Consider the following 22,715-nt stretch of genomic DNA (forward strand, 5'->3'; position numbering starts at 1 on the left):
CAGCAGCCGGAGTGTCCGTTTTACATAACCCGTGATATTATATGTCTCTGTATGCCGTACGGAAAATTATCGTTTGGAGATTACATTGGCAAATATTAAGTCGCAGAAGAAGCGCATTCTCACTAATGAGAAGGCCCATCAGCGTAACGTGGCTTTCAAGAGCCAGCTGAAGCATGCTATCCGCAAAACTCGCGAAGCTATTGCAGCTGGGGATAAAGATGAGGCTCAGAAGGCCTATGCACTCGCTTCCCAGAAGCTTGACAAGGCAGCAGGGCGCAGCGTGATCCACAGGAACAATGCCGCAAACCATAAGTCAGCCCTTGCCCTTGCAATCAACGCAATGTAAAACTGTGCGCGTATGCATGTGATATGCATATAACCGCTTGCTATCCGGGACCTTCGGGTCCCTTTTTTATATCCATATTTTATCCCTAGACGGGGCACAGCTCCGCCCTTTATAACAACCTTCAGGCCCGGGTTTCCATACTTCCTCTTATGAGGACTGTTTCCTGTACGCTGGGAACGTGAATCACACTATAGCCATGGAGAGCAATACGGCACTCGTAGTTATCGAGTACCTCGGCGTCCTTTTTGCAGGGATCAACGGCGGGCTCGTTGCCGTCCATAAAAAGCTCGACGTGTTTTCCATTATGGTCTGCGCATGGATTACCGCGCTTGGCGGAGGTTTTATCCGCGATATCGCCATGGGCGACATACCGCCGGTAGGCATCTCCAATTACAGTTTTATCCTTATCACTTGTGCTGCAGGCGTTATTGTTGTTTTTGCCCATCTTGAGCTGGACAGCATGTACTGGCCGCTCATAGTGACCGATGCCCTGGCAACTGCCCTTTTCGCTGTTGATGGCACAGCAAAAGGCCTGATCTTCGGTTTCAACGGGGGGACAGCAATATTCCTGGGGATGTTTACTGCATTCGGCGGAGGTACTTTACGGGATATCCTGCTGAAAGATATCCCCCTTGTCATCAGGGACAAGCATTTTTATGCCGTGCCCACTGTAGTGGGATGCATCCTTACCGTATTCGCCATGCGGTCTGCCATGCAGAACCATATCACGGTAGGCGTGGAAGCCGCCCTTGACATAATTATCGTTGCGGCTGTAATCGCAATACGCCTGCTGTCTGTCCACTTCAACCTTCTGGTCCCCGGGGCGATGCCGCGCAAAACTAACCAGTTCCAGGCAACAAAAACTTTCATGACCAATGCTACCCATCATATGAAAGACCGCACCAAAGCATGGAAAAGGAAACCTGGAAACGGGCGTTCTGCAAAAAATCGCCGCAGCAGACTGCCCCATAATGACAGCGCCATATCGGATCAGGGGTGATAAAGCAGGACTCGTGCGCTTTTTAGCCTAGCCGGATGGCGAAATCCATACACTATGCAAAGGTAACAATATAAATTAAGGCACCCGTATAAATAAAGCTCCCGGCGCCTGCGCACTCCGGGAGCCTGCCTTGCTATGCAGCTTTTATTCTGCACTCTCGCTGCTGTCGGACTCTGCAGCAGGGGTTTCCCCGGCAGTTTCCGCATCCCCGGCAGGAGCCGCGGCTTCCTCAGCAGGTACCGTGACGGATACAACGGATTCCTCAAGGTTGTCGAGCACCAGTTCGGCGCCCTTGGGAAGCTTGATATCCTTGGCAAAGATGTGATCGCCTTCAACCATGCCTTCTACAGACAAGGTGATATTTTCAGGAAGGTTGCTGACATCAGCACGCATAGTGAGGTTCTGGATATCAACAAAGGCTACCGCTGCGCCCTTTGGAGTCCCCTCAACGAATACGGGCACTTCGACCTCAACCTTTTCGCCCGCATGGACTTCATAAAAATCAATATGCTCGATATTGCGGCTTACAGGGTTCCGCTGGATCTCGCGGGCTACTGCAAGCCTGGTTTCTTTACCGAATTTGATTTCAATCAGGGCATTTGCACGGCGCATTGCCAATGTTGCTTCCTTCTGAGGAAGCTTAACAAACACAGGCTGCCGGCCGCCTTCATAAATTGAAGCCGGGATAAGGCCTGCCACACGCATGCGGCGCGCGGCACCTTTCCCGAATTCATCACGGACTTCGCCGTTAAGTGTTATATCTGCCATAATGTACTCCTTTCATTGGCCTTGGACCTATCGCACGCCAACAGAGCACACGGCTTAACGTTATGCATCAGAAGCTGAGTCGATCACGGGTATTATCCCCTCGCCAAAGCACAGTGAAACTATACCAGCCTGTGCGGATTTTGCATTGTATATACATATATACCGTATTATCGATCAGATATATTTACTTGCCTCGTTGACACTCAGCTTATCCATTTCTGCACCGTATTCAGCGATAAAATCCCTGACCCAGCCGGGATCTGTTTTTGAATAATCCCTCAGGGCCCATCCGATAGCCTTATTGATAAAGAACTCATCACTGCCGAAATTATTGACGAGTATTTTTTCCAGAAGCTGCGTATCGGTTTTCTCTTTTCTGCCCAGCTGATGGCCTATTGCGGCCCTCCTTACCCAGATATTACTGTCCTGGGACCATTCCAGCATAACGGTATTGGCCCTGCTATCCCTCAGGCCGATATTGCCTGCTGCCTTATCAAGGAAATCAATAGTATCCCACCACTGTTTCGATCTGATAAGTTCAAGTATTTTGAGAAGATCATCGTATGTAAGGCTGCTGTTGAGCGCAAGAAGGTAATCGTATGCACAGTACTGGAACTCCCTGTGGTCATCTTCATAGCATTTATCTATGAAATCCCAGTCAACAACCCCTTTCTTCCTTTCCTCTTTCAGGAAACTTTTATACAGTTTCCTCCTCAGGGGCGTTGGTATGCCGTAATACTTGAATTTTCCCCTCATATATTTCGACATCGCATCCGCCTGCACACTGTCTGAATTATCTTCAAAGATACCTCTGATCATCATGTATTTATCCATAAACCCCGCCTTTGAATACGTCTTTTCCAGATTACACATTAAACTGGAAATACATAAGTGAAGAATTACGACTACAAGTGCATATCATATAAGGAGCGGGTATGGGATTCCTCAACAGTGTTAAAAGCAGGATACAGAGCATCGTACCTTCGCACGGTGAAGAAGCATATCCTGATCAGGAAAACTCGTATTCCGAAGATACCGGAAGCCCCTTTACTGCGGCGGAGGGTATCCCCCTGCCGCACACAGACTATTGGTCCGAGAACTACCCGACCACCACATATATTGATGAAAAGACCCATCTTCTGACCAGCACCACAGAAGGCGTTACTGATATCCCTGACGATATGACGATCTATTCGCTGTATGCAGACCGCGCGCGCAGGACCGGCGACGGGCCGCTTTTCCACTTCAAAGATAACGGCCGGTGGGTCACCAAAAGCGCCAATGAAGCCCTGGAAGATATACGCGCTGCGGCAAAAGGCCTGATGCACCGGGGCCTGAAGATTGGCGACCGTGTCGCTTTCATGTGCCGTACAAGCTATGAATGGGATATCGTTGACGCAGCTGTACTGTCAATCGGCGGGGTGCTTTCTACGATCTACGACACAGACTCAGCAGCACAGATCCGGACTATCGTCAATAATTCCGATGCAAAAGTGCTTATAGTCCAGACACGCGATATGCTGGAGCGCGCTGACGGCGCTATTGAGGACTGCAGGTCGCTTAAGCATATTTCCTGCCTGGAGAATGGGGCGCTTCAGGAGCTCCAGGCATACGGGCGGTCTGTTTCCGATGAAGAGCTTGACAGGCGTATAGCTTCAATAAAGCTCGATGACCTGTGCACGATCGTTTACACCTCCGGTTCCACTTCAGCACCTAAAGGCGTTGAGCTCACCCAGCGGAATCTGGTCGCTTTTGCACTTAATATCAACGCATTCATCCCGGACCTGCTGAATACCGATGACGGCTCCATTCTTATGTTCCTGCCGCAGGCACATGTTTTCGCCCGCGCGATCAATTACGGCGTAGTCTACAGCTCTATCCAGGTATATATCGCTACGGGGATCAGCACGCTTATCTCCGATCTCCAGGCAGCAAAGCCTACTATTATGATCGGCGTGCCCCGCGTATTTGAAAAAGTCTATAACGCTGCTTCGCAGAAGGCAGGCCATGGTATCAAAGGGCGGATCTTTGCCTCTGCGACTAAGACTGCACGCAATTATATGACGAATGTGTCCGACAACGGGAAGGCAGGTTTCCCCCAGACCGTACTTCATGCGGCGTACGGCCCCCTGGTGTATTCATCCCTTAAGGAGGCACTTGGCGGACGCGCGAAATGGCTTGTCTGCGGCGGTGCGCCTATAGACCCGCAGCTGCTGAGCTTCTTCCGCGGTGCCGGCATACCGGTGTATGAGGGGTACGGCATGACTGAGACTTCCGCCCCGTGCACTTTCAACCCTCTGGGCACCCCGTTCCACGCCGGTTCTGTAGGTATAACGTTCCCGGGCTTCTCCATCCGGATCAGCGAGGAAGATGAGATCCAGATCAGGGGCGAAGGCGCATTCAGGCGTTACCATAAGAATGATGAGGCCACAAAACAGGCATTTACCGACGACGGATGGATCGCCTCAGGGGATCTCGGGGCTTTTACCCATGACGGTTTCCTCTATATCACAGGGCGTAAAAAGGACCTTATCATCACAGCAGGCGGAAAGAATGTTTCGCCTACGCCCATAGAGGAGGCTATCCGCAGATGCCCCCTCGTTTCCCAGGCAGTAGTCCTCGGCGATAAACGGCCGTTCATCAGCGCCCTTATCACCCTTGATGAAGAAAGCCTGAGGGACTGGCTTGGCGCGAATTCCCTTGACCGGGATATGAGCCTTGATGACGCTGCTGATAACGCCGCTGTCCGCGGTGAGATACAGAAATACGTGGATCTGGCGAATGAAGGCGTATCACGTGCTGAATCCGTAAGGAAATTCATTGTGCTGCCTGAGGACTTTTCACAGGATAACGGCATGCTCACCGCTTCCATGAAAGTGATCCGTCCGCATGTCATAAAGCGCTATCAGAAGCTGCTTGATACCCAGATGTACACGCCGCGGAAGAAAAGCGCTTAAAGGTTAAAGCTCCTTCTGCTGCTCCCGTTTTTCAAAGGGATACCATACACCCCAGTTGTGGCGCAGGGCATCCATCAGGCGCATGATGAACAGTGTCTCTTCATGGGGCATCTCCGGGCATTCCACAGCGTTGCGGCGTATAGCATCAATACTCGCCATTACTTCGTATTCAAACCCGGTGATCTGTTCAGGTGCCGAAAGGGTCCTGACAGCTTCGTCTGCCTTGTTGTATACAGTGATGGTTCCGGGGTTATTGATATTGTCAACAGTAATATGCCCGTTCTCCCCCTGGATAACGCCGTTGCGGTCAGAGGTGCAGTCTATTGCCGACGTAACTGTCGCCTTGACCCCGTTATCAAGCCAGATAGCTGACACGTTGGATCCATCGACTTTCTTATCAGTAAGCTTCGCAGCAGTCATGATATCATGCGGATCAGCGTCAGGGAAAAGCATGCGGACAAAATTAAGCGTATAAACGCCCACATCGAGCAGGGCCCCTCCGGCCAGTGCAGGCTCCACTATGCGCTCCTTGTATGTTATGGGGTATGACAGGTCTGCATGGACCGCATGCACCGGTCCGATCCCCTCTTCCCCTCTGCCGGCCATGGCGTCAAGGATCATCCGACGGCTTGGCATATACCGCGTCCATATCGCCTCGGCACACAGCAGCCCGGTCCTGTGTGATACTTCTATCACTTTCCTGGCCTGCTCTTCTGTTGCGGTAAATGATTTCTCAACAAGCACGTTCTTGCCGTGCTCCATACATGCAATGGCCTGTTCTGCATGGAATGCATGAGGTGTAGCAATATAGACGAGATCCACAGCCTCATCGTTGAGCAGCTCATCGTATGACCCGTACGCATGCGCGAATCCGTATTTTTCTGCAAACCTCTGCGCCCGCTGCCGGTCATCCCGTGTCGCCGCGGCATAAAGGCTTACAGCCTTGCTGTACCGGACATCGTTTCTCATTTCTGCCAGGGTTGCAGCCATCCGTTCAGCGATACGGCCAAGGCCGAGTATCGCCACATTAACAGTGGCATCTTCACTGCCGTTATGGATACTCATATGAACTCCTTATTCCTGTATATCCCTGTGATGCTGATTTATATAAACCCCAGCCGCTGGATCTTCTTAGGGTCGGACTGCCAGCTTTTGGCAACCTTAACATGCAGGTCCAGCGCCGCTTTCTGCCCTACCAGACGGTTGACCGGGGTCCTCAGCTTCTTTTTTACTTTTACCAGGTTCTGTGCCTTCCGCCCAATAATGATAGGCTTCTGGGAATCGCGTTCCACATAGATCGAAACATGGACTATGGCCTTGCCGTCTTCCTGCGCAGTATCCCCTTCAGCTTCCCCAGTTTCAGGATACTCCACCGAATCCACCACTACAGCCAGGGAATGGGGGAGCTCATCGTCAAGCTCTTCAAGGAAGGTCCCGCGGATAAGCTCTGCTATCGTTTCCTCAGGAGGCTCTTCAGATACCTGGCTTTCAGGATACATCTGGGGGCCCTCCGGCACAGCCTCACGGAAAACGCCAAGCACTTCATCAACATTATCTGACTGTAATGCGGATACGGGGACGATCTGCGAGAAATGCCCGAACTGGTCAATTTCCATGATCTTATCGATCAGGATATCCCTTGTGCAGCGATCGATTTTAGTGATCACCCCTAAAACAGGCTTGGACCATTGCCATTGCCCCTCACTGTCCTTATGGGAAAACTGCTGGCGCAGGCGGCTGAGGATCCTCCTGTCCCCGGGGCCGATCTCCTGGTCGGCAGGCAGAAGGAAAGCGACAGCATCGCTGTCCGCCAGGGATTCGTCAACGATATCATTAAGCCGCTGCCCCAGGACAGTCCTCGGCCTGTGTATACCGGGGGTATCGACCAGGACGAGCTGGCAGGATCCTGTGGTGACGATAGCACGGATAGCTTTACGTGTGGTTTCAGGCTTTGATGATGTGATAGCGATCTGCCTGCCTGCAAGGGCATTGATAAGGGTCGATTTGCCGACATTCGGGCGTCCGACAACAGCAATGAACCCTGACCGGAAACCTTCAGCGCCGTCGTTATCCTGATTTTCAGGCATGTTTTCCCTACCTTTACTCATTGCCGTCATCCTCGCTGCTGCCGCTGTGCTGACGGCCTATGCTTTCCCGTTCAACGACTATCGTGGAGACTTTCTTGCGGCGGCCAGCCTGATCCACAGCTGTCAGCTGCAGTCCGTGGATCGCGGCTGTTGAACCTACAATCGGCACACTCCCCAAGGCTTTGGTAAGCAGCCCGTATACCGTATCCACATCATCCTCATCTATATCCATTTCGAAAAGCTCTTCAATATCGGCAAGGGATGTGCGCGCAGGGACCTTCCAGCCGCCGTTTTCCAGCTGTTCGGGATCCTGGCGCTGTACACGGTCATGTTCATCTTCCATTTCGCCGACGATCTGTTCCAGTGCATCTTCAATAGTCACCATACCTGCGATGCCGCCGTATTCATCAACAACTACCGCTACATGCTGCCGTTCAGCCTGCATATCGTGGAACAGGTCGTCAACCGGCTTGGATTCCGGTACGAGCATTGGGCTGCGGGTTATAGTATCGACGGTACGGCTGCCGGCTGAGGGGTTGAAGGCAACCGCACGGACAGCATCTTTCAGGTATGCCATCCCGGCGAGGTCGTCAACAGACTCTCCGATAACGGGTACCCGGGAGAAGCCAGACCTCGAGCACATTTTCAGCAGGCTGCCCAGTGTTGTGTCCGTTCCGACACAGAACATATCGGTCCTGGGGACCATGATCTCACGTGTGAGGGTATCCGACAGCGTTAATACATTACGCAGCATCTCAGAAATCTCTTTGTCGAAAATATTATTTTCGACAAGCCGTTCGATTGCTGCACGCCCCTGCTCAAGATGGGCTTTTTCAACCTCTTCATCATCAGACAGGTTCTGCTCTTCGAGCCTGGAAGACCTGTTCTTCTCTGAGTGGAGGGTGAACGGCGTCAGAGCCAGGACAAACGCCACCAGACGGGAATATCGCATCATAACGTGGACAGAATCAATACTTGACGTCCGCGGACGGACAAAATTCGATATGACTGCCACGGCCAGCGCTGCGATGGCCCCTGAAAGCAGCTGGAGCCATACTGCAGCGCCGGCAAGCTGGGCAATAACCGCTATAAAAACGCCTTCGCATATATTGGCAACGATCCGCATAAAAGAGCATGATGCAGCTGTAGCATAACGATGCGTGACGAACTTCTGCACCGCATGGATACGCTTAAGCTTCCTCCTGCTGACAAAATCGGATTCATCATTCGTCTGTACCTCAACAACCATATTGTTGAGCGTTGACCGTGATACCCGGCCGATAGCGGTTTCACAGACCGCCATGATGATAGCAAACCACACAGTAAGGATTGCTGCAGCAGTAAGGGCTGCGATAGCAATCAGTGTTGGGATATCCATTATTCCGCTGCACTTTCCCCGGCAGCTGCATCTGCAGCCGTATCTGTATCGATATCGGTATATGTGATAAAGCCTTCGCTGTCCGTACCGCTGCCGTTACCGGGAGGGGCCACATCATTGAGTGTCCCTGAACGCACAGAAAGGAAAGTAAGCAGGAGCTGGCGCTGTATGCCGAACATGCGCTGTTCGTCTGCAGGGGTCGAATGGTCGTACCCCAGGAGATGGAGGATCCCGTGGACCGTCAGGAGCATCATTTCTTCGATCGTGGAATGCCCCGCAGCAGCAGCCTGATCCGCTGCCACCCGGGGGCAGAGGATGATATCGCCGAGCAGCCCTTCCGGATAATTTCGCCCGCTCCCCGGACGCAGCTCATCCATCGGGAAACTCATGACATCAGTAGGCCCTTCAAGGTTCATCCAGCGCATATGCAGCTGGGCCATAGGCTCAGGCTCAATAAAGGAGACCGACAGGTCACTGTGTGTGCTGACATGCATCTGGTCCATCGTCCATACTGCAAGATCGGAAAATACCATAGGATTGATATCCCATTGGGTCTCATTAGTAATATCAACGCTCACTGCCGTTCCTCCCCCTGTGCTCTGCTTCCTGCCTGCCGCCGTATTCCTGATAGGCATCTACTATCCTGGCGACCAGGCTGTGCCTGACCACATCACGGCTGTCAAGGTGTATGAAAGCAATATCATCAACACCTCCAAGGATATCCTCAATATCCTTGAGCCCTGAGTTGCGTACTGCGAAATCGACCTGCGTGGAATCCCCGGTAATAATCATACGGGTATTGAATCCTAAACGGGTCAGGAACATCTTCATCTGATGCTGGGTTGTATTCTGCGCCTCGTCAAGGATCACATAAGCATCATTCAAAGTCCGTCCGCGCATATATGCAAGCGGAGCCACTTCAATGGTGCCGTTGGACAGATAGCGCTGCAAGCGTTCATTGCCCAGCATGTCGGCAAGGGCATCATACAGAGGGCGCAGATAGGGATCCACTTTCTCATCAAGCGTCCCCGGAAGGAACCCCAGGGATTCCCCAGCCTCTACAGCGGGCCGGGTAAGGACGATCCGCCGCACTGTCCCATCATCAAAAGCCCGCACTGCCTTGGCCACAGCAAGATATGTTTTCCCCGTCCCCGCCGGGCCTATGGCAAATGTCACAGTATGCGTCCCTATCGCACTGACATATGCTGCCTGTCCCGGTGTTTTCGCACGTACAGGGGTACCGTGCGCCATAGTGATAACACTGGGTATTCGCCCGCCTAATGCAGGCACAGTGCCCAAAACACCGTTATCGCCGCTTCCTGTGCCGGCGGCACCTTTGCGGTGCAGATCCGGGCTGTCTGAGCTGGTGCCGCCCCGCGGATTACGCGAAATGATCTTCCTCTCTTTGCGGTCCGCTTTTCTGGATATCCTGTGATCCAGCAGCCTGCCCGCCTCATCCGCATCAATCGGCGCTGTATAGGCGGCATCAATAAGCCCATGGATAAAACTTTCCGCCTCCTCTGCCTGCGGTTCAGTCCGCGAATACTGGGACACGATCGCGACCCTGTTCCCGCGGACGGCTATAGACAGTTCGGGATATGCTTTTTCGACTGTACGGATAACACTGTCTTCCGGGCCGAATACTGACACCGGTTCAAGCTCATCCGGTATGATAACAGTTCTTGTTGTTGACGCCATATAGCTGCAGGACTACTCCTCTAATTTTTCCCCGGTAAGCACGTGTGCATGGACATGGAATACGCTTTGCCCTGCGTCTTCGCCGGTGTTGAACTCCAGACGGAAATGGCCATGGTATTCCTCATCCGCTATATGCTGGGCAACACTAATGATATCAGCCAGTTCTGCGGGGTCTGACTCAGCCAGCTCATGCACATCAGCGTAATGCTTTTTCGGTACTACGAGTACGTGGACTTTCGCCTGGGGATGGACATCTTTAAAAGCATACGTTGTACTGTTCTCAAACACTTTAGTGCTCGGCACTGTGCCGGCAACAATCCTGCAGAACAGGCAGTCTTCTTCAGTATGCATTTTAAGCTCCTTTTTGGCTTATATTTTACCGGATATCCTCTATATTGGCCCCTGCCGCCCTGCACTGAACCTCCCAAAAGCCTCGGAAAGCAGGGCCAGGGCAACAGGGCCGGCACTTGAAGCGCGCAGGATATTCCTGCCCAGCAGTGTTATATATGCCCCGGCAGATCTCAGCTGTTCAATCTCACTGCTGCTGATCCCGCCCTCAGGGCCTGCAGCAATATAAATATATCTGGGGGCTGATGCGCTGCCCCCTGCATCACGGGCAGCACCACCGTCCATGGGCTGGGCATACTGTCCTAAAAGCGTCCGCGATATATCCCCCCATGTATCAGCTGCATCCTGATGGAGCACGATAACCGCATTGCCGGACTGAACCTGCCCGGCAGCCCACGGGACCAGCTGTTTCGTAACCATAAGCTGCCCCAGCTCAGGCACCCGGGAGCGCCGTGACTGTTCCGCTGCCATAACAAGGCGGTCATGCCACTTCTCCCGCCCTTTAGCAGCCCTGGGGCCTTTCCACTGGACTATGCTGCGGTCAGCCTGCCACGGGATGACAGCATCCGCCCCAATCTCCACAGCCATTTCAACAGCCTGTTCATCCCGTCCGGATTTCGCCAGCGCCTGGACGAGGCCCAGCCTGATCTGGGGGGCAGATTCATATGACTGGCCCTCTATGCGGACCATCCCTTCCGAGCTGTCTGTGATAACTGCCCTGACCTTGAGCCCCATACCATCGCTGAGCCATAACGTATCATTATTGCCCAGCCTCATGGCCTTGACGGCGTGCTGGTATACACCGGCAGGCAGGACCGCTTCAGTGCCTGCAAGACTTGAGCTGCCATCGCCATCGGTGGACGGCGTTTCAGGCAGACTGATGCTTTCCCGCAGCTGAGGGACTATGAACAGGGGGAACGTCATACTGATACTTTAGCAAGGCTTGCGATCATTTATACAGCCGCGTCTGCTGCAATCAGGATTACAGATCTAGCAGATACAGAAAAGCCCCGCTCACGGGGCTTTATTGTGTCCGGAACGGGAGTTGAACCCGTACGCCCGTACAAGATGGGCACTAGCACCTCAAGCTAGCGCGTCTACCATTCCGCCACCCGGACAGATGCTTCACGCAACAGTAGAATAGCCTACCACGCCCACTGGCCGAAGTACAGCCTTACGTGTTGCGTGTGTCTAAGCACGCCGGCACTCAGCTTATGCGCCTTATGCGCCGCTGCCGGAAATCACCTTTCCCCGGGCGAAATATTCTCATCCCGCCCCGTCCCCGACAGAGGCGCCGTATCGGCCTTCTCCGTAATATAATCGGAGCTGTCCTTGATGACGCCGGTAGCTGTGCCCAGCAGCTTCAGAAGGTGGTAGACAGCGAGGGCAGCAACAGAACCGATCGCAATACCGTTGAAGCTGACGCCCTGGACGGCAAAAGTGAAATCTGCGATACCGATGATCATTGTTACGGCGCCTACTGTCATATTCACAGGCTTGGCAAAATCAACTTTATTCTCTACCCATATCCGCACGCCAAGCATGCCGATCATGCCGTACAGCAGCGTAGTCACCCCGCCCAGGACACCCTCGGGTATGGTGTTGATAACGGCGCCGAACTTGGGGCACAGGCTGAGGATAAGCGCAAACAGTGCTGCAAACCAGTAGGCGGCAGTCGAATAGACTTTCGTTGCAGCCATGACACCGATATTTTCAGCATACGTCGTGGTGCCTGACCCTCCGCCTATACCTGCAAACACTGTCCCCAGGCCGTCAGCAAAAAGCGAACGGCCGATACGTCCGTCATAATCCCGGCCGGTCATCAGCGAGACAGATTTGACATGGCCGATATTCTCGGCAATAAGGACGAACACCACAGGAAGGAACATCGCCAGTATGCTGAAATCAGCCTTCGGGGTATGGAAAGCAGGCAATCCGAACCACGCAGCCTTGCCGATAGGGGAAAAATTGACCTCGCCCCGGAAACAGGCAACGATATACCCGATCACCACACCGAGGAGGATGTTCAGACGCCCGATAAGCCCTTTGAAAAGGACAGATATAAGCATTACTGATACAAGGGTGACAATAGCTGTTACCGGCGCCTTTTTGAAATTATTCCATGCACTTGGGGCAAGGTTGAAGCCGATGATCGCCACTATCGCCCCGTTGACTACAGGAGGCATAACAGTATCGATCCACTTTGCGCCCGCAAAATGGACAATAATACCTACAGCCGCAAGCGTGGCACCCGTGCACAGGATACCGAAGCTCGCCAGCTGGAACCCTTCCATCCCCTGGTGCGCAGCGGTAACAGCACTGATTGGGGCTATAAAAGCAAAAGAGCTGCCCAGATAGCTGGGCAGCACATTATTATTGATCAGCAGGAACAGCGCTGTCGACAGGGCTGTGAAGAACAGCGTTGCCGACGGGTCGAATTTTGTCAGTATAGGGACCAGGAACGTCGCCCCAAACATTGCAATAACATGCTGGGCACCGATACCTGCGGTACGCCCCCATGTCAGCCGCTCATCCGGTTCAATCACTTCACCTGGGGCAATATGTTTGCCGTCGCCGTGAAGCTTCCATGTGAGATTCAAAGCCATACCTCTCCTTTTGCATGCCACACACGGCAGCATAGCCATGCTGGCCTGGTTATGGATACCTAATTTTTGCACTGGGCGAAAATCCCTTTAACTGTACAGGAACCCCTTCCCAAAATTCCATACCTGATATTTGCTGAATCCGACACGCCGAAACTATTTTTGTGCAACAATAGGAAGTACCACAATACCATTCCAGTTGCAAAGAAGCTAAGTCAGGAGGGATTATGTCAAAAAAGAATCCGAAAGTACTTTCGATCATTCTGGCAGGGGGAGAAGGCACGAGGCTGATGCCGCTGACGCGCGACCGTGCGAAACCGGCTGTGCCTTTTGGCGGGATGTACCGTCTGATCGATTTCCCGCTAAGCAACCTGGTCAACTCTGATTACCGTCAGATCATTGTGCTCACACAGTATAAATCCCATTCGCTGGACCGCCATATTTCGCGTGTATGGCATTTCTCTTCCCTGCTGGACAACTACGTGTCAACTGTCCCGGCACAGCAGCGCCTAGGCAAACGGTGGTACCTCGGAAGTGCCGACGCGATCGCCCAGACTATAAATATCATCGAAGATGTACGGCCTGATATCGTCCTTATCCTCGGGGCAGACCATGTATACCGTATGGATTACCGGCAGATGGTCCAGTCGCATATCGATACAGGCGCCGAGTTTACCGTGGCTGCGATCCGGCAGCCTGTTTCCCAGTCGGACCAGTTCGGAGTCATCAATACCGACTCGCAGAACCGCAAGCTTATTACCAATTTCGAGGAAAAGCCGGCAACAGCACAGGGGCTCCCCGATGCACCGGATCTGATGCTTGCTTCTATGGGGAATTATGTTGCCAACACCGATTCGCTTTTTGAAGCATTGCGTATCGATGCTGAAGACCCGGATTCCAAACACGATATGGGGACCAATATAGCCCCGTACTTTGCTGCCCGCAAGCAGGCCGGGGTCTATGATTTCCATGATAACGATGTCCCCGGCGCCAACGAGCAGGACAGAGACTACTGGCGTGACGTCGGCACCCTTAAACAGTTCTATGATGCCCATATGGACCTGATTGCCCATGTCCCTGAATTCGACCTGTACAATGCCGAATGGCCGATTTACAGCAATGTAGGTTCCCTCCCGCCCGCAAAGTTCGTCCACGCAGATTCCGACCGCCTGGGCCATGCCACCGAATCCATGGTATGCCCCGGGGCAATCATCTCGGGCGGCGAAGTGAACCATTCTGTTATTGCGACGAACGTCCGCGTCCATTCATGGTCCCAGGTCGTTGATTCAGTCATTATGGACAACTGCGCGATCCACCGGAATGCCCGCGTCTATAAGGCTATCCTCGATAAGGATGTTATCGTGGAGGAAAATGCTGCTGTCGGCCTCGAACATGACAGGGACAGCACACGGGGGCTGACCATTACTCCCGAAGGTATCACTGTTGTCCCGAAGGGCACTGTGATTGAAGCGTAACTATGCTGTCGGCCTATGGCTGGCCATCATAAGTCAGGCATAGGCCCGCGGCAGGCTGTTAAGGTTGAAGCCCAGTGCGGCGAGCTGTTCTGCACCCTCAGGCGTTATCATATCTATACTCCATGGCGGCGTCCATGTCCAGTCTACGCGGAATTCGTCAACGATCCCGGCCAGCGCACTGGCGCACTCATCTTCAATAAGGTCTGTCAGAGGGCAGGCAGGCGTTGTCAGCGTCATAGTAATAATGCACCGCCCAAGATGGTCTATCTCAATACCGTAAACCAGCCCCAGATCAATAACATCGATCCCCAGTTCAGGGTCCATGACCTGGTGGAGGGCTTCCCTGATATCTTCAGCAGTGGCACGGCCTATATCATCCAGCGAAGTGATGGTGATATCCCTCTGTCCGGCCTGCTCAGGCACATCCTGCACAGCCCCTTCCCCATCGGTTTTATGGGTATTATGCTCAGTTTCCCCTGCCATGTCCGGCTCCTTACCTTTATCCTTACCTATTCCTGTCCCATATCACCGGATTCCGACATGGACCGTGCAGCCTGCTTCGGGCTGACGGCAGACCCCTTTCCACCGGGTACTGTGCTGATCCGGGCCAGAGCGGAAGCAGCAGAATCCTTCAGGCCTTCCCATCCCAGGAGTGCGCATTTTATGCGCATCGGGTATTGGGAAGCGCCCTGGAATACCACGGCATCCTCGAGAAGGTCGTTTTTCCTTTCATCATCAAGGCCCTTGCCCCGTGAATCCATCAGCTCATGGAATACGGCATCCAGCTCCATAGCCTCTTCAAGTGTTTTGCCCTGGACCAGGTCATACATGATCGACAGGCTTGCCTGCGATATAGAGCATCCCTGTCCATCCCATGAAAGGCTTTCTATACGGACAGGCTTGCCGTCAGATCCGTCTGAAAGCTCAATACGCACAGTGACCTCATCGCCGCAGGTAGGGTTGAACTGATGGGATTGTGCAGGCACACAGTACTCATGGCTTGCCGTCAGCACAGCTGAAGCCGCTGCCCTCCCGGGAACGCCGCCGTCACCCTCATTTTCTGACTGTGCAGATGTAATATCCTGGGCAAAATGCGCCTTGCCGTGCGGATCCTTTGACGCCTCCAGAATGACTTCCTGATACATCTGCTCCAGATCGCTGCCGGATAATCCAAAATCGTCCACAGTAGACAGTTTACGCATACCGCTGCCGTACACAAGCGGAGCAGCGCATATTTCGCCACAGGATAGAAACAGCTGCAGCCCTATCCCTGATGCTATGCAGCGAAAAAGCGGCGGACCCGGCTGACGGCGCCGATAAGGGCGTCAATATCGTCATCGGTAGTATATATCCCCGCTGAAGCGCGGTTGGAAGCATATACCCCAAAATGGCGATGGACCGGCTGTGCGCAATGATGCCCGACCCTGATGGCTATGCCCTGCGCATCAAGGAACTGCCCGACGTCATGAGGGTGCACGCCCTCGACCTCAAAAGCAACAGTTGCAATACGGTCCCGATCCTCTGCCGGCCCGAGGATACGGACACCGGACACAGAGCCTAGTTCCAGCAGATGCCTGGTGAGTGCCGCCTCATGCTGCCTGACAGTATCCATACCGATATCCATCATCCATTGCGCAGCCTCCCCCGCGGCAACAGCCTGTGCGACCGGCTGGGTACCGGCTTCGAACCGTGCCGGAGGATCCATGTACTGCGCCGGCCTGTTCATCCACGCCAGCTCCACCATAGAACCGCCAAAACTTGCAGGCGGCAAAGCCTCCAGAAGCTTACGCCGTCCATACAGGAACCCCACCCCCGTAGGACCATACATCTTATGCGCACTGAATACTGCAAAATCGACATCCATGGCATGGAAATCGACACCGATATGCGGAACTGACTGGCATGCATCCAGCACAGTGACCGCCCCGGCTTCGTGCGCACGCCTCACAACAGGCGCAGCGTCGGTGATTGCGCCTGTTACGTTGGAAACATGAGTAAATACAACAGCTTTCGTGCGCTCTGTGATCGCCGAGCCAAGCATCTCGCTGTCTGTACGGATGCGCCCGTCTTCAGTAAGATCAAGCCATCTAAGTATTGCCCCTGTACGTTCTGCAAGCTCCTGGAAAGGCAGAAGGGCCGAATGGTGCTCAGCGCGCGTGACTGCTATTTCGTCGCCAGGCCTGAGGGCAAAACGCCGGGCGGGTTCCCCTCCCCGCCCGAGGCTTGCATTCCCGAATGCGGTAGCCAGCAGGTTCAGCCCCGCTGTTGCACCGGGTGTCACCACTATTTCTTCAGCCCCCGACTGAGACTGCGCCCCAACGAAATGCGCCACACGGGTCCGTGCATCCTCATAAGCCTGGGTGCTGCGTGCTGCAAGCTCATGCGCCCCTCGATGCACCCCCGCATTGACGGTCTCATAAAAATCCCGCTCAGCATCAATAACGCACTGAGGCTTCTGCGCCGTAGCAGCCGAATCCAGGTAAACCAGAGGATGCCCGTGCACCTTCTGTTTAAGTATAGGGAACTGCGAACGGATATATCCTGTATCTGCCATATCCGCCTACGCCAGTGCTGATTCAGAATCGGCGCCTTCAGGAAGGAACCTGTCGTAGCCTGATTCTTCAAGCTCATCAGCAAGCTCAGGCCCTGCTGTTTCCACTACCCTGCCCTGCGCAAATACATGCACGATATCAGGCTTAATATACTTGAGTATCCTTGTATAATGCGTAATAAGCATAATGCCGAGCCCTGTATTTTCCTTTGCCCGGTTCACACCTTCAGAAACGATACGGAGGGCATCAACATCAAGCCCCGAATCCGTTTCATCCATAATAGCAAATTTCGGCTTCAGGAGTTCAAGCTGGAGGACTTCTGCCCGCTTTTTTTCGCCGCCAGAAAAACCTTCATTGACAGAACGCTGGGCGAATTTAGGATCCATCCTCAGATTTTTCATGGAAGCAGCCAGATCCTTTGTCCACTGCCTGATAGCCGGTGCCTTGCCGTCAACAGCGGTTTTGGCAGTCCTCAGGAAATTGGTCATAGAGACCCCCGGTACCTCCACCGGATACTGCATGGCCAGGAACAGCCCGGCCACTGCCCGCTCATCCGGCGTCATTTTCAGCAGGTCCCTGCCGTCAAGCAACGCCTGCCCGCTGTCCACAATATATTTTGGATGCCCAGCGAGGGTATAGGCCAAAGTTGATTTCCCGGAACCGTTAGGCCCCATGATCGCATGCGTCTCATTAGAATTAAGGGTAAGGCTGACCCCTTTAAGGATTTGTTTGCGTCCTTCCTTTGTCTCTACCGAAGCATAAAGGTCTTTGATATCAAGTACCGGCATAATTTACTCCTTGTTGAGGTCTTGGCTGGTGTCCTGTGGATATGAATTATTTTCAGTGCTTTCCAGACGCCTGTTGACAGCGTCCATAAGATGGCTGGAAATAGCCGGAATACCGATCTCATCGATCAGCTCACCGAAAAAACCCCGTACCACAAGCTTACGGGCTTCGGTTTCAGGGACTCCCCGGGACTGCAGATAGAACAGCTCTTCATCATCGAACCGGCCGACAGAGCTGGCATGGCCTGCCCCTATGATATTGCCGTTCTCAATCTCCAGGTTTGGTTCGGAATCTGCAACAGCACCGGGGACAAGGACCAGATTGCGGTTCAGCTCATATGAGTCTGTACCCGGGGCAGACGGCTGTATCAGGGCATTGCCTACCCATGTGGAATGCGCATCTTTTCCTTCCAAGGCCCCTTTATAGATGACCCGTGATTTGCATTCCGGCTCATTATGCACCACCATAGTACGGTGTTCAATATGCTGACCCGGATCGACGAAATAGATCCCCAGCATATTGAGTTCACTGCCGGGCCCGGCAAAATCCTGATCCATGCGCAGCCGCACAACATCCCCGCCAAGGGTAACAACACAATGCCGCAGCACCGCGCCTTCGCCTACCCTGATGCGGTGGCTGCCAACGTGCTTGCTTGCGTCAGACCATTCCTGGACAGATACCACGCAGATATGGGACCCCTTCCCTGTTATAATCTCAAGCCCTTCAGCCAGTTTCGCATCCCCCTGATGCTCAATGATTATATCGCCGTGTGAATAGTCGGCGGTTTTGATAACAATATGAAGCGCGTCAGGAGCCAGGGATTTCCCTGTGATCCGCAGAACGGCCGGAATATCCCACTGACCTGAAAGCTCAAGCACATACGTATTATTATGCGCGCTCACCCACTGAACCGCAGAAGCCCTATCGCTCGGCTGTGAAACGATACCGGCGTCCTCATCCTCCGTGGTAGTTTTACGCAGTACGGCATTCTGCGCAGGGGCCGGGCCGCCGCCGGCAGCACCTAGGAAAACTTCCGTTGCACAGGACGGCTCAAAGGCTGTGAAAAACTCTTTTATCCGTTCCACAGGCGTGAAACGCCAGTCGTCCTGGCGGCGTGAAGGCATGGCAAAAGCATCCGGGTCAAACGACCGCACGGCCTTATCCGCGCTGGACGGCATAGCAGCCGGAACGGCATACGGATCATTGGGGTCTGCCACAGGGACCTTTATTTCATTATTATCATGCTCATGCGATGCCATATTAACCAACAGATCCTTCCATTTGCAGTTCGACCAGGCGGTTCAGTTCAAGGGCATACTCCATAGGCAGCTCGCGCGAGATCGGTTCCACAAAACCCCGCACGATCATCCCCATCGCTTCTTTCTCCTCAAGCCCCCGGCTCATCAGATAAAAGAGCTGGTCTTCGGAAACTTTGGAAACCGTAGCCTCATGTGCCATAGAAACATCATCTTCGCGCACATCCACATGCGGATATGTGTCAGAACGCGAGAAATCATCAACAAGCAGGGCGTCGCACACAACGTTGGAACTTGAGCCATATGCCCCGTCAGCGATTTTCACCAGCCCGCGGTATGCTGAACGCCCCCCTCCCCGGGAGATCGATTTCGCAACGATCGTTGAGCTTGTATGAGGGGCGCAATGGATCATTTTCGCCCCGGTATCCTGGTACTGGCCGCGCCCGGCAAAGCCGAGCGACAAGGTCTCAGCCTTGGCATACGGCTCTGCAAGGATGCATGCAGGGTATTTCATCGTTGCCTTGGAACCAATATTGCCATCGACCCATTCCATAGTGCCGCCTTCACGCACATATGCCCGCTGGGTCACCAGATTGTACACGTTATTGGACCAGTTCTGCACTGTCGTATACCGCACACGGGCGTTTTTCTCAACAATGATCTCCACATTGGCGGCATGCAGGGAATCCTGCGAGTAGATGGGGGCAGTGCACCCTTCAACGTAATGGACATAGGAGCCTTCGTCAGCGATGATCAGAGTACGTTCAAACTGCCCCATAGCCGGTGTATTGATACGGAAATATGCCTGCAGCGGGATATCGACGTGCACCCCTTTAGGGACGTAGACAAAAGAGCCGCCGGACCATGCGGCAGTATTCAACGCAGCAAATTTATTATCATCCGGAGGGATAACTGTGGCAAAATATTTTTTGACCAGCTGCGGATAATCCCTTACAGCAGCATCGGTATCAACAAAAATAACACCCTGCTTTTTAAGGTCTTCGCGGATAGAATTATAAATTACTTCCGATTCATACTGCGCTGCCACACCGGAGACCAGGCGCTTTTTCTCAGCCTCGGGTATGCCCAGGCGGTCATAAGTATTACGGATATCATCGGGCAGCTCATCCCACGAGTTCACGGGCTTGTCGATTGGCTTAACGTAATATTTGAAATCCTCCGCACGGAAACCGCTCAGGTCAATGCCCCATTCAGGCATAGGTTTATCGATGAAGGCCTGGTATCCCCGCAGGCGGTAGTCGAGCATCCACCCAGGTTCGCCTTTATCGGCAGAGATATCACGGACTACCTGCTCATCGATCCCTTTTTTAGCCGCTTCCCCCGCGGCATCAGAATCATGCCAGCCGTAATTATATTCACCGAACTGGGCGATGATCTCATCATCCTGCCTGAGCTTATCCTCATTAACATTTGCGCGGTCAGCAACATACTGGTTCATCTCCACATCCGATGAATCCTGCTGTACCTTATCTGCTGAAGCCACAGACACCTCCCGTAGCGCATAACTTTTTTTATTGTAGACCTTCAAAAGGCCAAAAGGAAGAGGGCGTATAGTTATCTCTGTTACATGCATGCAGTGCGCATACACATACGGTATGCAATGTGTCTGCCGTACACTGCATGCGCACAGCCCGGCTGGCCCGCATACGGGCAGGAATTTGCTCCCCTATAAGGAGCCCTGCCCCTGATGATGGGTCCGCTTAAATTCGATCGCCGCCCTGACAAGGCCGTTGAACAGGGGATGCGGTTTCGTCGGGCGCGACTTGAACTCCGGGTGGGCCTGCGTCCCGATATAGAACGGATGGATATCCTGAGGCAGCTCAACGAATTCGGTAAGCTCACCGTCAGGGCTTGTGCCGCTTATCCGCAGGCCCGCATCTTCAAGCTGCTGTTTATACGCTACATTGACCTCATAGCGATGGCGGTGGCGTTCCGACACGTTTTCGCTTCCATACAGCTGGGCAGCAAGGGAACCGGGCTTCAGCACTGCCGGATAAGCCCCCAGCCGCATAGTATGCCCCATATCCCCGAAGCCCTCAACGAATTTACGCTGCTCTTCCATCGTGGCAATAACAGGGTTTTCACACTGGGGATCAAACTCTGAAGAATTGGCATGCTCAATACCGGCAACATTGCGTGCATATTCAATAACAATGGACTGCAGGCCAAGGCACAGCCCGAGTACCGGCACTTTATTCTCACGCGCCCAGCGGAGGGCGCCGATCTTGCCTTCAATACCGCGTATGCCGAAGCCCCCGGGGATAACGATTCCGTCCACATCATTCAGGCTGCGCTGCGCGCCTTCCATCGTCTCGCATTCATCGGCAGCTATCCAGCGCACGTTCGCCTTTGCCCAGTTGCCGAAGCCGCCGGCTTTTATAGCTTCAGTGACTGACAGGTATGCATCAGGCAGGTCAATATATTTGCCGACGATAGCAATAGTCACTTCTTCACGCGGATTGCTGACACGCTCGACAAGGTCTGCCCAGTCGCCCCATTCCACATCATGCGCCTTGCTGAGCCTGAGGCAACGCACTACATAAGAGTCAAGCCCCTCTTTATACAGCATACGGGGGATATCATAAATGCTCGGCACATCTACGCAGTTGACCACAGCGTCGCTGTCCACATCGCACATCAGGGATATCTTGTCTTTGATGCCTTCCGACAGCGGACGGTCGGAACGCAGGACGAGTGCATCGGGACGGATGCCCACCTGGCGGAGCATCATCACAGAATGTTGTGTAGGTTTAGTCTTCAGCTCATGGGCGGACGCGATATACGGCACCAGCGATACATGCACGAACATGCAGTTGTCAGACCCGAGTTCACGGCGTACCTCGCGCGCTGCTTCAAGGAACGGCTGTGATTCGATATCGCCCACAGTACCGCCGATCTCAGTAATGATCACATCGACACCGTTATCAGCCTGGGCGCGCATACGGCTTTTTATTTCGTTGGTGATATGCGGGATCACCTGCACGCACTGTCCGAGGTATTCGCCTGCCCGCTCCTTACGCAGCACATTCTGGTATATCTGGCCCGTAGTGACATTAGCCCGCTGGCTGAGGAAAACGTCAAGGAACCGCTCATAGTGGCCAATATCCAGATCAGTTTCGGCCCCGTCCTCAGTTACATATACTTCACCATGCTGGAACGGGTTCATTGTGCCGGGGTCAACATTGATATAAGGGTCCAGCTTCTGCTGCAAAACATGCAGGCCGCGGCTGCGCAGAAGGCGTCCCAGAGAAGATGCCGTAAGGCCTTTGCCAAGGGAAGAAACAACACCGCCAGTAACGAAAATATGCTTTGTCACGTGTTGTGGATTATTATCACCATGTTCATCAACCATGGGATTTAATCATATCATTCACATGTGACGTGGAGCAGTTTTCCGCCACTCCGGCGGGCATCCCTTCTATCAGCACTGCTAAAGCTTC

General features: G+C 53.4%; 21 protein-coding genes and 1 tRNA gene. 4 read left to right on the top strand and 18 right to left on the bottom strand.

The window, feature by feature from the left end; all coding sequences use genetic code 11:
- Positions 1 to 85: 85 nt before the first annotated feature.
- On the top strand, positions 86 to 346 hold the full coding sequence (gene rpsT, locus HMPREF9156_RS0102940; RefSeq protein ID WP_007147311.1) for a 30S ribosomal protein S20: 261 nt from the start codon (positions 86 to 88) through the stop codon (positions 344 to 346).
- A gap of 196 nt (positions 347 to 542) precedes the next feature.
- On the top strand, positions 543 to 1,346 hold the full coding sequence (locus tag HMPREF9156_RS0102945) for a trimeric intracellular cation channel family protein (RefSeq protein ID WP_007147312.1): 804 nt from the start codon (positions 543 to 545) through the stop codon (positions 1,344 to 1,346).
- 144 nt (positions 1,347 to 1,490) lie between these two features.
- Here the strand turns inward: HMPREF9156_RS0102945 and HMPREF9156_RS0102950 are convergent, their stop codons facing one another.
- Together HMPREF9156_RS0102950 and HMPREF9156_RS0102955 are read right to left on the bottom strand one after the other, a co-directional pair.
- Entirely contained in the window at positions 1,491 to 2,114 is a 624-nt protein-coding gene (locus tag HMPREF9156_RS0102950) for a 50S ribosomal protein L25/general stress protein Ctc (RefSeq protein WP_007147313.1), read from the bottom strand.
- Positions 2,115 to 2,288: 174 nt separating this feature from the next.
- The gene (locus tag HMPREF9156_RS0102955) at positions 2,289 to 2,948 is read right to left on the bottom strand and encodes a DNA alkylation repair protein (RefSeq protein WP_007147314.1); all 660 of its coding nucleotides are present in this window, start codon (positions 2,946 to 2,948) and stop codon (positions 2,289 to 2,291) included.
- 101 nt (positions 2,949 to 3,049) lie between these two features.
- Between HMPREF9156_RS0102955 and HMPREF9156_RS0102960 the strand changes: the two genes are divergently transcribed.
- Complete coding sequence (locus tag HMPREF9156_RS0102960; protein WP_007147315.1) at positions 3,050 to 5,071, top strand: AMP-dependent synthetase/ligase; 2,022 nt, start codon at positions 3,050 to 3,052, stop codon at positions 5,069 to 5,071.
- A 3-nt stretch (positions 5,072 to 5,074) separates the two neighbouring features.
- Here the strand turns inward: HMPREF9156_RS0102960 and HMPREF9156_RS0102965 are convergent, their stop codons facing one another.
- The 9 genes from HMPREF9156_RS0102965 to HMPREF9156_RS0103005 all read right to left on the bottom strand — a co-directional run bounded on the left by HMPREF9156_RS0102965 (position 5,075) and on the right by HMPREF9156_RS0103005 (position 13,188).
- Positions 5,075 to 6,136, bottom strand: coding sequence for a Gfo/Idh/MocA family protein (locus HMPREF9156_RS0102965; protein ID WP_007147316.1), 1,062 nt, complete (start codon positions 6,134 to 6,136; stop codon positions 5,075 to 5,077).
- Positions 6,137 to 6,174: 38 nt separating this feature from the next.
- On the bottom strand, positions 6,175 to 7,158 hold the full coding sequence (era, locus tag HMPREF9156_RS0102970; RefSeq protein WP_017147435.1) for a GTPase Era: 984 nt from the start codon (positions 7,156 to 7,158) through the stop codon (positions 6,175 to 6,177).
- A gap of 13 nt (positions 7,159 to 7,171) precedes the next feature.
- Complete coding sequence (locus tag HMPREF9156_RS0102975; protein ID WP_007147318.1) at positions 7,172 to 8,536, bottom strand: hemolysin family protein; 1,365 nt, start codon at positions 8,534 to 8,536, stop codon at positions 7,172 to 7,174.
- Entirely contained in the window at positions 8,536 to 9,114 is a 579-nt protein-coding gene (ybeY, locus tag HMPREF9156_RS06840) for an rRNA maturation RNase YbeY (protein ID WP_007147319.1), read from the bottom strand. Before ybeY ends, HMPREF9156_RS0102975 begins: the two co-directional genes overlap by 1 nt.
- The gene (locus HMPREF9156_RS0102985; protein ID WP_007147320.1) at positions 9,104 to 10,234 is read right to left on the bottom strand and encodes a PhoH family protein; all 1,131 of its coding nucleotides are present in this window, start codon (positions 10,232 to 10,234) and stop codon (positions 9,104 to 9,106) included. Before HMPREF9156_RS0102985 ends, ybeY begins: the two co-directional genes overlap by 11 nt.
- Before the next feature lie 12 nt (positions 10,235 to 10,246).
- Complete coding sequence (locus HMPREF9156_RS0102990) at positions 10,247 to 10,585, bottom strand: histidine triad nucleotide-binding protein (RefSeq protein WP_007147321.1); 339 nt, start codon at positions 10,583 to 10,585, stop codon at positions 10,247 to 10,249.
- Between the two features lie 39 nt (positions 10,586 to 10,624).
- A complete protein-coding gene (locus tag HMPREF9156_RS0102995; RefSeq protein ID WP_007147322.1) occupies positions 10,625 to 11,506 on the bottom strand; it encodes a 16S rRNA (uracil(1498)-N(3))-methyltransferase in 882 nt (293 codons plus the stop codon).
- 106 nt (positions 11,507 to 11,612) lie between these two features.
- A tRNA-Leu gene (locus tag HMPREF9156_RS0103000) sits at positions 11,613 to 11,700 on the bottom strand.
- A 123-nt stretch (positions 11,701 to 11,823) separates the two neighbouring features.
- Positions 11,824 to 13,188 carry a uracil-xanthine permease family protein gene (locus HMPREF9156_RS0103005; protein WP_007147323.1) on the bottom strand — a complete coding sequence of 455 codons (1,365 nt, stop codon included), beginning with the start codon at positions 13,186 to 13,188 and terminating at the stop codon, positions 11,824 to 11,826.
- Positions 13,189 to 13,412: 224 nt separating this feature from the next.
- On the opposite strand from HMPREF9156_RS0103005, the gene glgC reads away from it, so the two are divergent.
- Entirely contained in the window at positions 13,413 to 14,660 is a 1,248-nt protein-coding gene (gene glgC / locus HMPREF9156_RS0103010) for a glucose-1-phosphate adenylyltransferase (protein WP_007147324.1), read from the top strand.
- Positions 14,661 to 14,693: 33 nt separating this feature from the next.
- On the opposite strand, the gene HMPREF9156_RS0103015 is transcribed toward glgC, so the two are convergent.
- The 7 genes from HMPREF9156_RS0103015 to HMPREF9156_RS0103045 form a co-directional block, all read right to left on the bottom strand.
- The gene (locus tag HMPREF9156_RS0103015) at positions 14,694 to 15,143 is read right to left on the bottom strand and encodes a metal-sulfur cluster assembly factor (protein ID WP_007147325.1); all 450 of its coding nucleotides are present in this window, start codon (positions 15,141 to 15,143) and stop codon (positions 14,694 to 14,696) included.
- A 26-nt stretch (positions 15,144 to 15,169) separates the two neighbouring features.
- On the bottom strand, positions 15,170 to 15,844 hold the full coding sequence (sufU, locus tag HMPREF9156_RS06845) for a Fe-S cluster assembly sulfur transfer protein SufU (protein ID WP_231198089.1): 675 nt from the start codon (positions 15,842 to 15,844) through the stop codon (positions 15,170 to 15,172).
- Positions 15,845 to 15,936: 92 nt separating this feature from the next.
- Positions 15,937 to 17,214 (bottom strand): SufS family cysteine desulfurase, encoded by a 1,278-nt coding sequence (locus HMPREF9156_RS0103025; RefSeq protein ID WP_007147327.1) that lies wholly within the window; start codon positions 17,212 to 17,214, stop codon positions 15,937 to 15,939.
- Positions 17,215 to 17,220: 6 nt separating this feature from the next.
- On the bottom strand, positions 17,221 to 18,000 hold the full coding sequence (sufC, locus tag HMPREF9156_RS0103030; RefSeq protein ID WP_007147328.1) for a Fe-S cluster assembly ATPase SufC: 780 nt from the start codon (positions 17,998 to 18,000) through the stop codon (positions 17,221 to 17,223).
- A 3-nt stretch (positions 18,001 to 18,003) separates the two neighbouring features.
- Positions 18,004 to 19,257 (bottom strand): Fe-S cluster assembly protein SufD, encoded by a 1,254-nt coding sequence (gene sufD, locus HMPREF9156_RS0103035; RefSeq protein ID WP_007147329.1) that lies wholly within the window; start codon positions 19,255 to 19,257, stop codon positions 18,004 to 18,006.
- Position 19,258: 1 nt separating this feature from the next.
- Positions 19,259 to 20,713: a Fe-S cluster assembly protein SufB gene (gene sufB, locus HMPREF9156_RS0103040; protein WP_100214498.1), complete on the bottom strand. Its 1,455-nt coding sequence runs from the start codon at positions 20,711 to 20,713 to the stop codon at positions 19,259 to 19,261.
- Between the two features lie 228 nt (positions 20,714 to 20,941).
- On the bottom strand, positions 20,942 to 22,627 hold the full coding sequence (locus HMPREF9156_RS0103045) for a CTP synthase (RefSeq protein ID WP_007147331.1): 1,686 nt from the start codon (positions 22,625 to 22,627) through the stop codon (positions 20,942 to 20,944).
- Positions 22,628 to 22,715 lie beyond the last annotated feature (88 nt).

Origin of the sequence: Scardovia wiggsiae F0424 (assembly GCF_000269605.1) — a bacterium.
GTDB classification, from domain to species: Bacteria; Actinomycetota; Actinomycetes; order Actinomycetales; family Bifidobacteriaceae; genus Scardovia; species Scardovia wiggsiae.

Coding starts and splice junctions, on each gene's coding strand:
- HMPREF9156_RS0102945 (WP_007147312.1), top strand. CDS start 543: ATGGAGAGCAATACGGCACTCGTAGTTATCGAGTACCTCGGCGTCCTT.
- HMPREF9156_RS0102950 (WP_007147313.1), bottom strand. CDS start 2,114: ATGGCAGATATAACACTTAACGGCGAAGTCCGTGATGAATTCGGGAAA.
- HMPREF9156_RS0102955 (WP_007147314.1), bottom strand. CDS start 2,948: ATGGATAAATACATGATGATCAGAGGTATCTTTGAAGATAATTCAGAC.
- HMPREF9156_RS0102960 (WP_007147315.1), top strand. CDS start 3,050: ATGGGATTCCTCAACAGTGTTAAAAGCAGGATACAGAGCATCGTACCT.
- HMPREF9156_RS0102965 (WP_007147316.1), bottom strand. CDS start 6,136: ATGAGTATCCATAACGGCAGTGAAGATGCCACTGTTAATGTGGCGATA.
- era (WP_017147435.1), bottom strand. CDS start 7,158: ATGCCTGAAAATCAGGATAACGACGGCGCTGAAGGTTTCCGGTCAGGG.
- HMPREF9156_RS0102975 (WP_007147318.1), bottom strand. CDS start 8,536: ATGGATATCCCAACACTGATTGCTATCGCAGCCCTTACTGCTGCAGCA.
- HMPREF9156_RS0102985 (WP_007147320.1), bottom strand. CDS start 10,234: ATGGCGTCAACAACAAGAACTGTTATCATACCGGATGAGCTTGAACCG.
- HMPREF9156_RS0102990 (WP_007147321.1), bottom strand. CDS start 10,585: ATGCATACTGAAGAAGACTGCCTGTTCTGCAGGATTGTTGCCGGCACA.
- HMPREF9156_RS0102995 (WP_007147322.1), bottom strand. CDS start 11,506: ATGACGTTCCCCCTGTTCATAGTCCCTCAGCTGCGGGAAAGCATCAGT.
- HMPREF9156_RS0103005 (WP_007147323.1), bottom strand. CDS start 13,188: ATGGCTTTGAATCTCACATGGAAGCTTCACGGCGACGGCAAACATATT.
- glgC (WP_007147324.1), top strand. CDS start 13,413: ATGTCAAAAAAGAATCCGAAAGTACTTTCGATCATTCTGGCAGGGGGA.
- HMPREF9156_RS0103015 (WP_007147325.1), bottom strand. CDS start 15,143: ATGGCAGGGGAAACTGAGCATAATACCCATAAAACCGATGGGGAAGGG.
- HMPREF9156_RS0103025 (WP_007147327.1), bottom strand. CDS start 17,214: ATGGCAGATACAGGATATATCCGTTCGCAGTTCCCTATACTTAAACAG.
- sufC (WP_007147328.1), bottom strand. CDS start 18,000: ATGCCGGTACTTGATATCAAAGACCTTTATGCTTCGGTAGAGACAAAG.
- sufD (WP_007147329.1), bottom strand. CDS start 19,257: ATGGCATCGCATGAGCATGATAATAATGAAATAAAGGTCCCTGTGGCA.
- sufB (WP_100214498.1), bottom strand. CDS start 20,713: ATGAACCAGTATGTTGCTGACCGCGCAAATGTTAATGAGGATAAGCTC.
- HMPREF9156_RS0103045 (WP_007147331.1), bottom strand. CDS start 22,627: ATGGTTGATGAACATGGTGATAATAATCCACAACACGTGACAAAGCAT.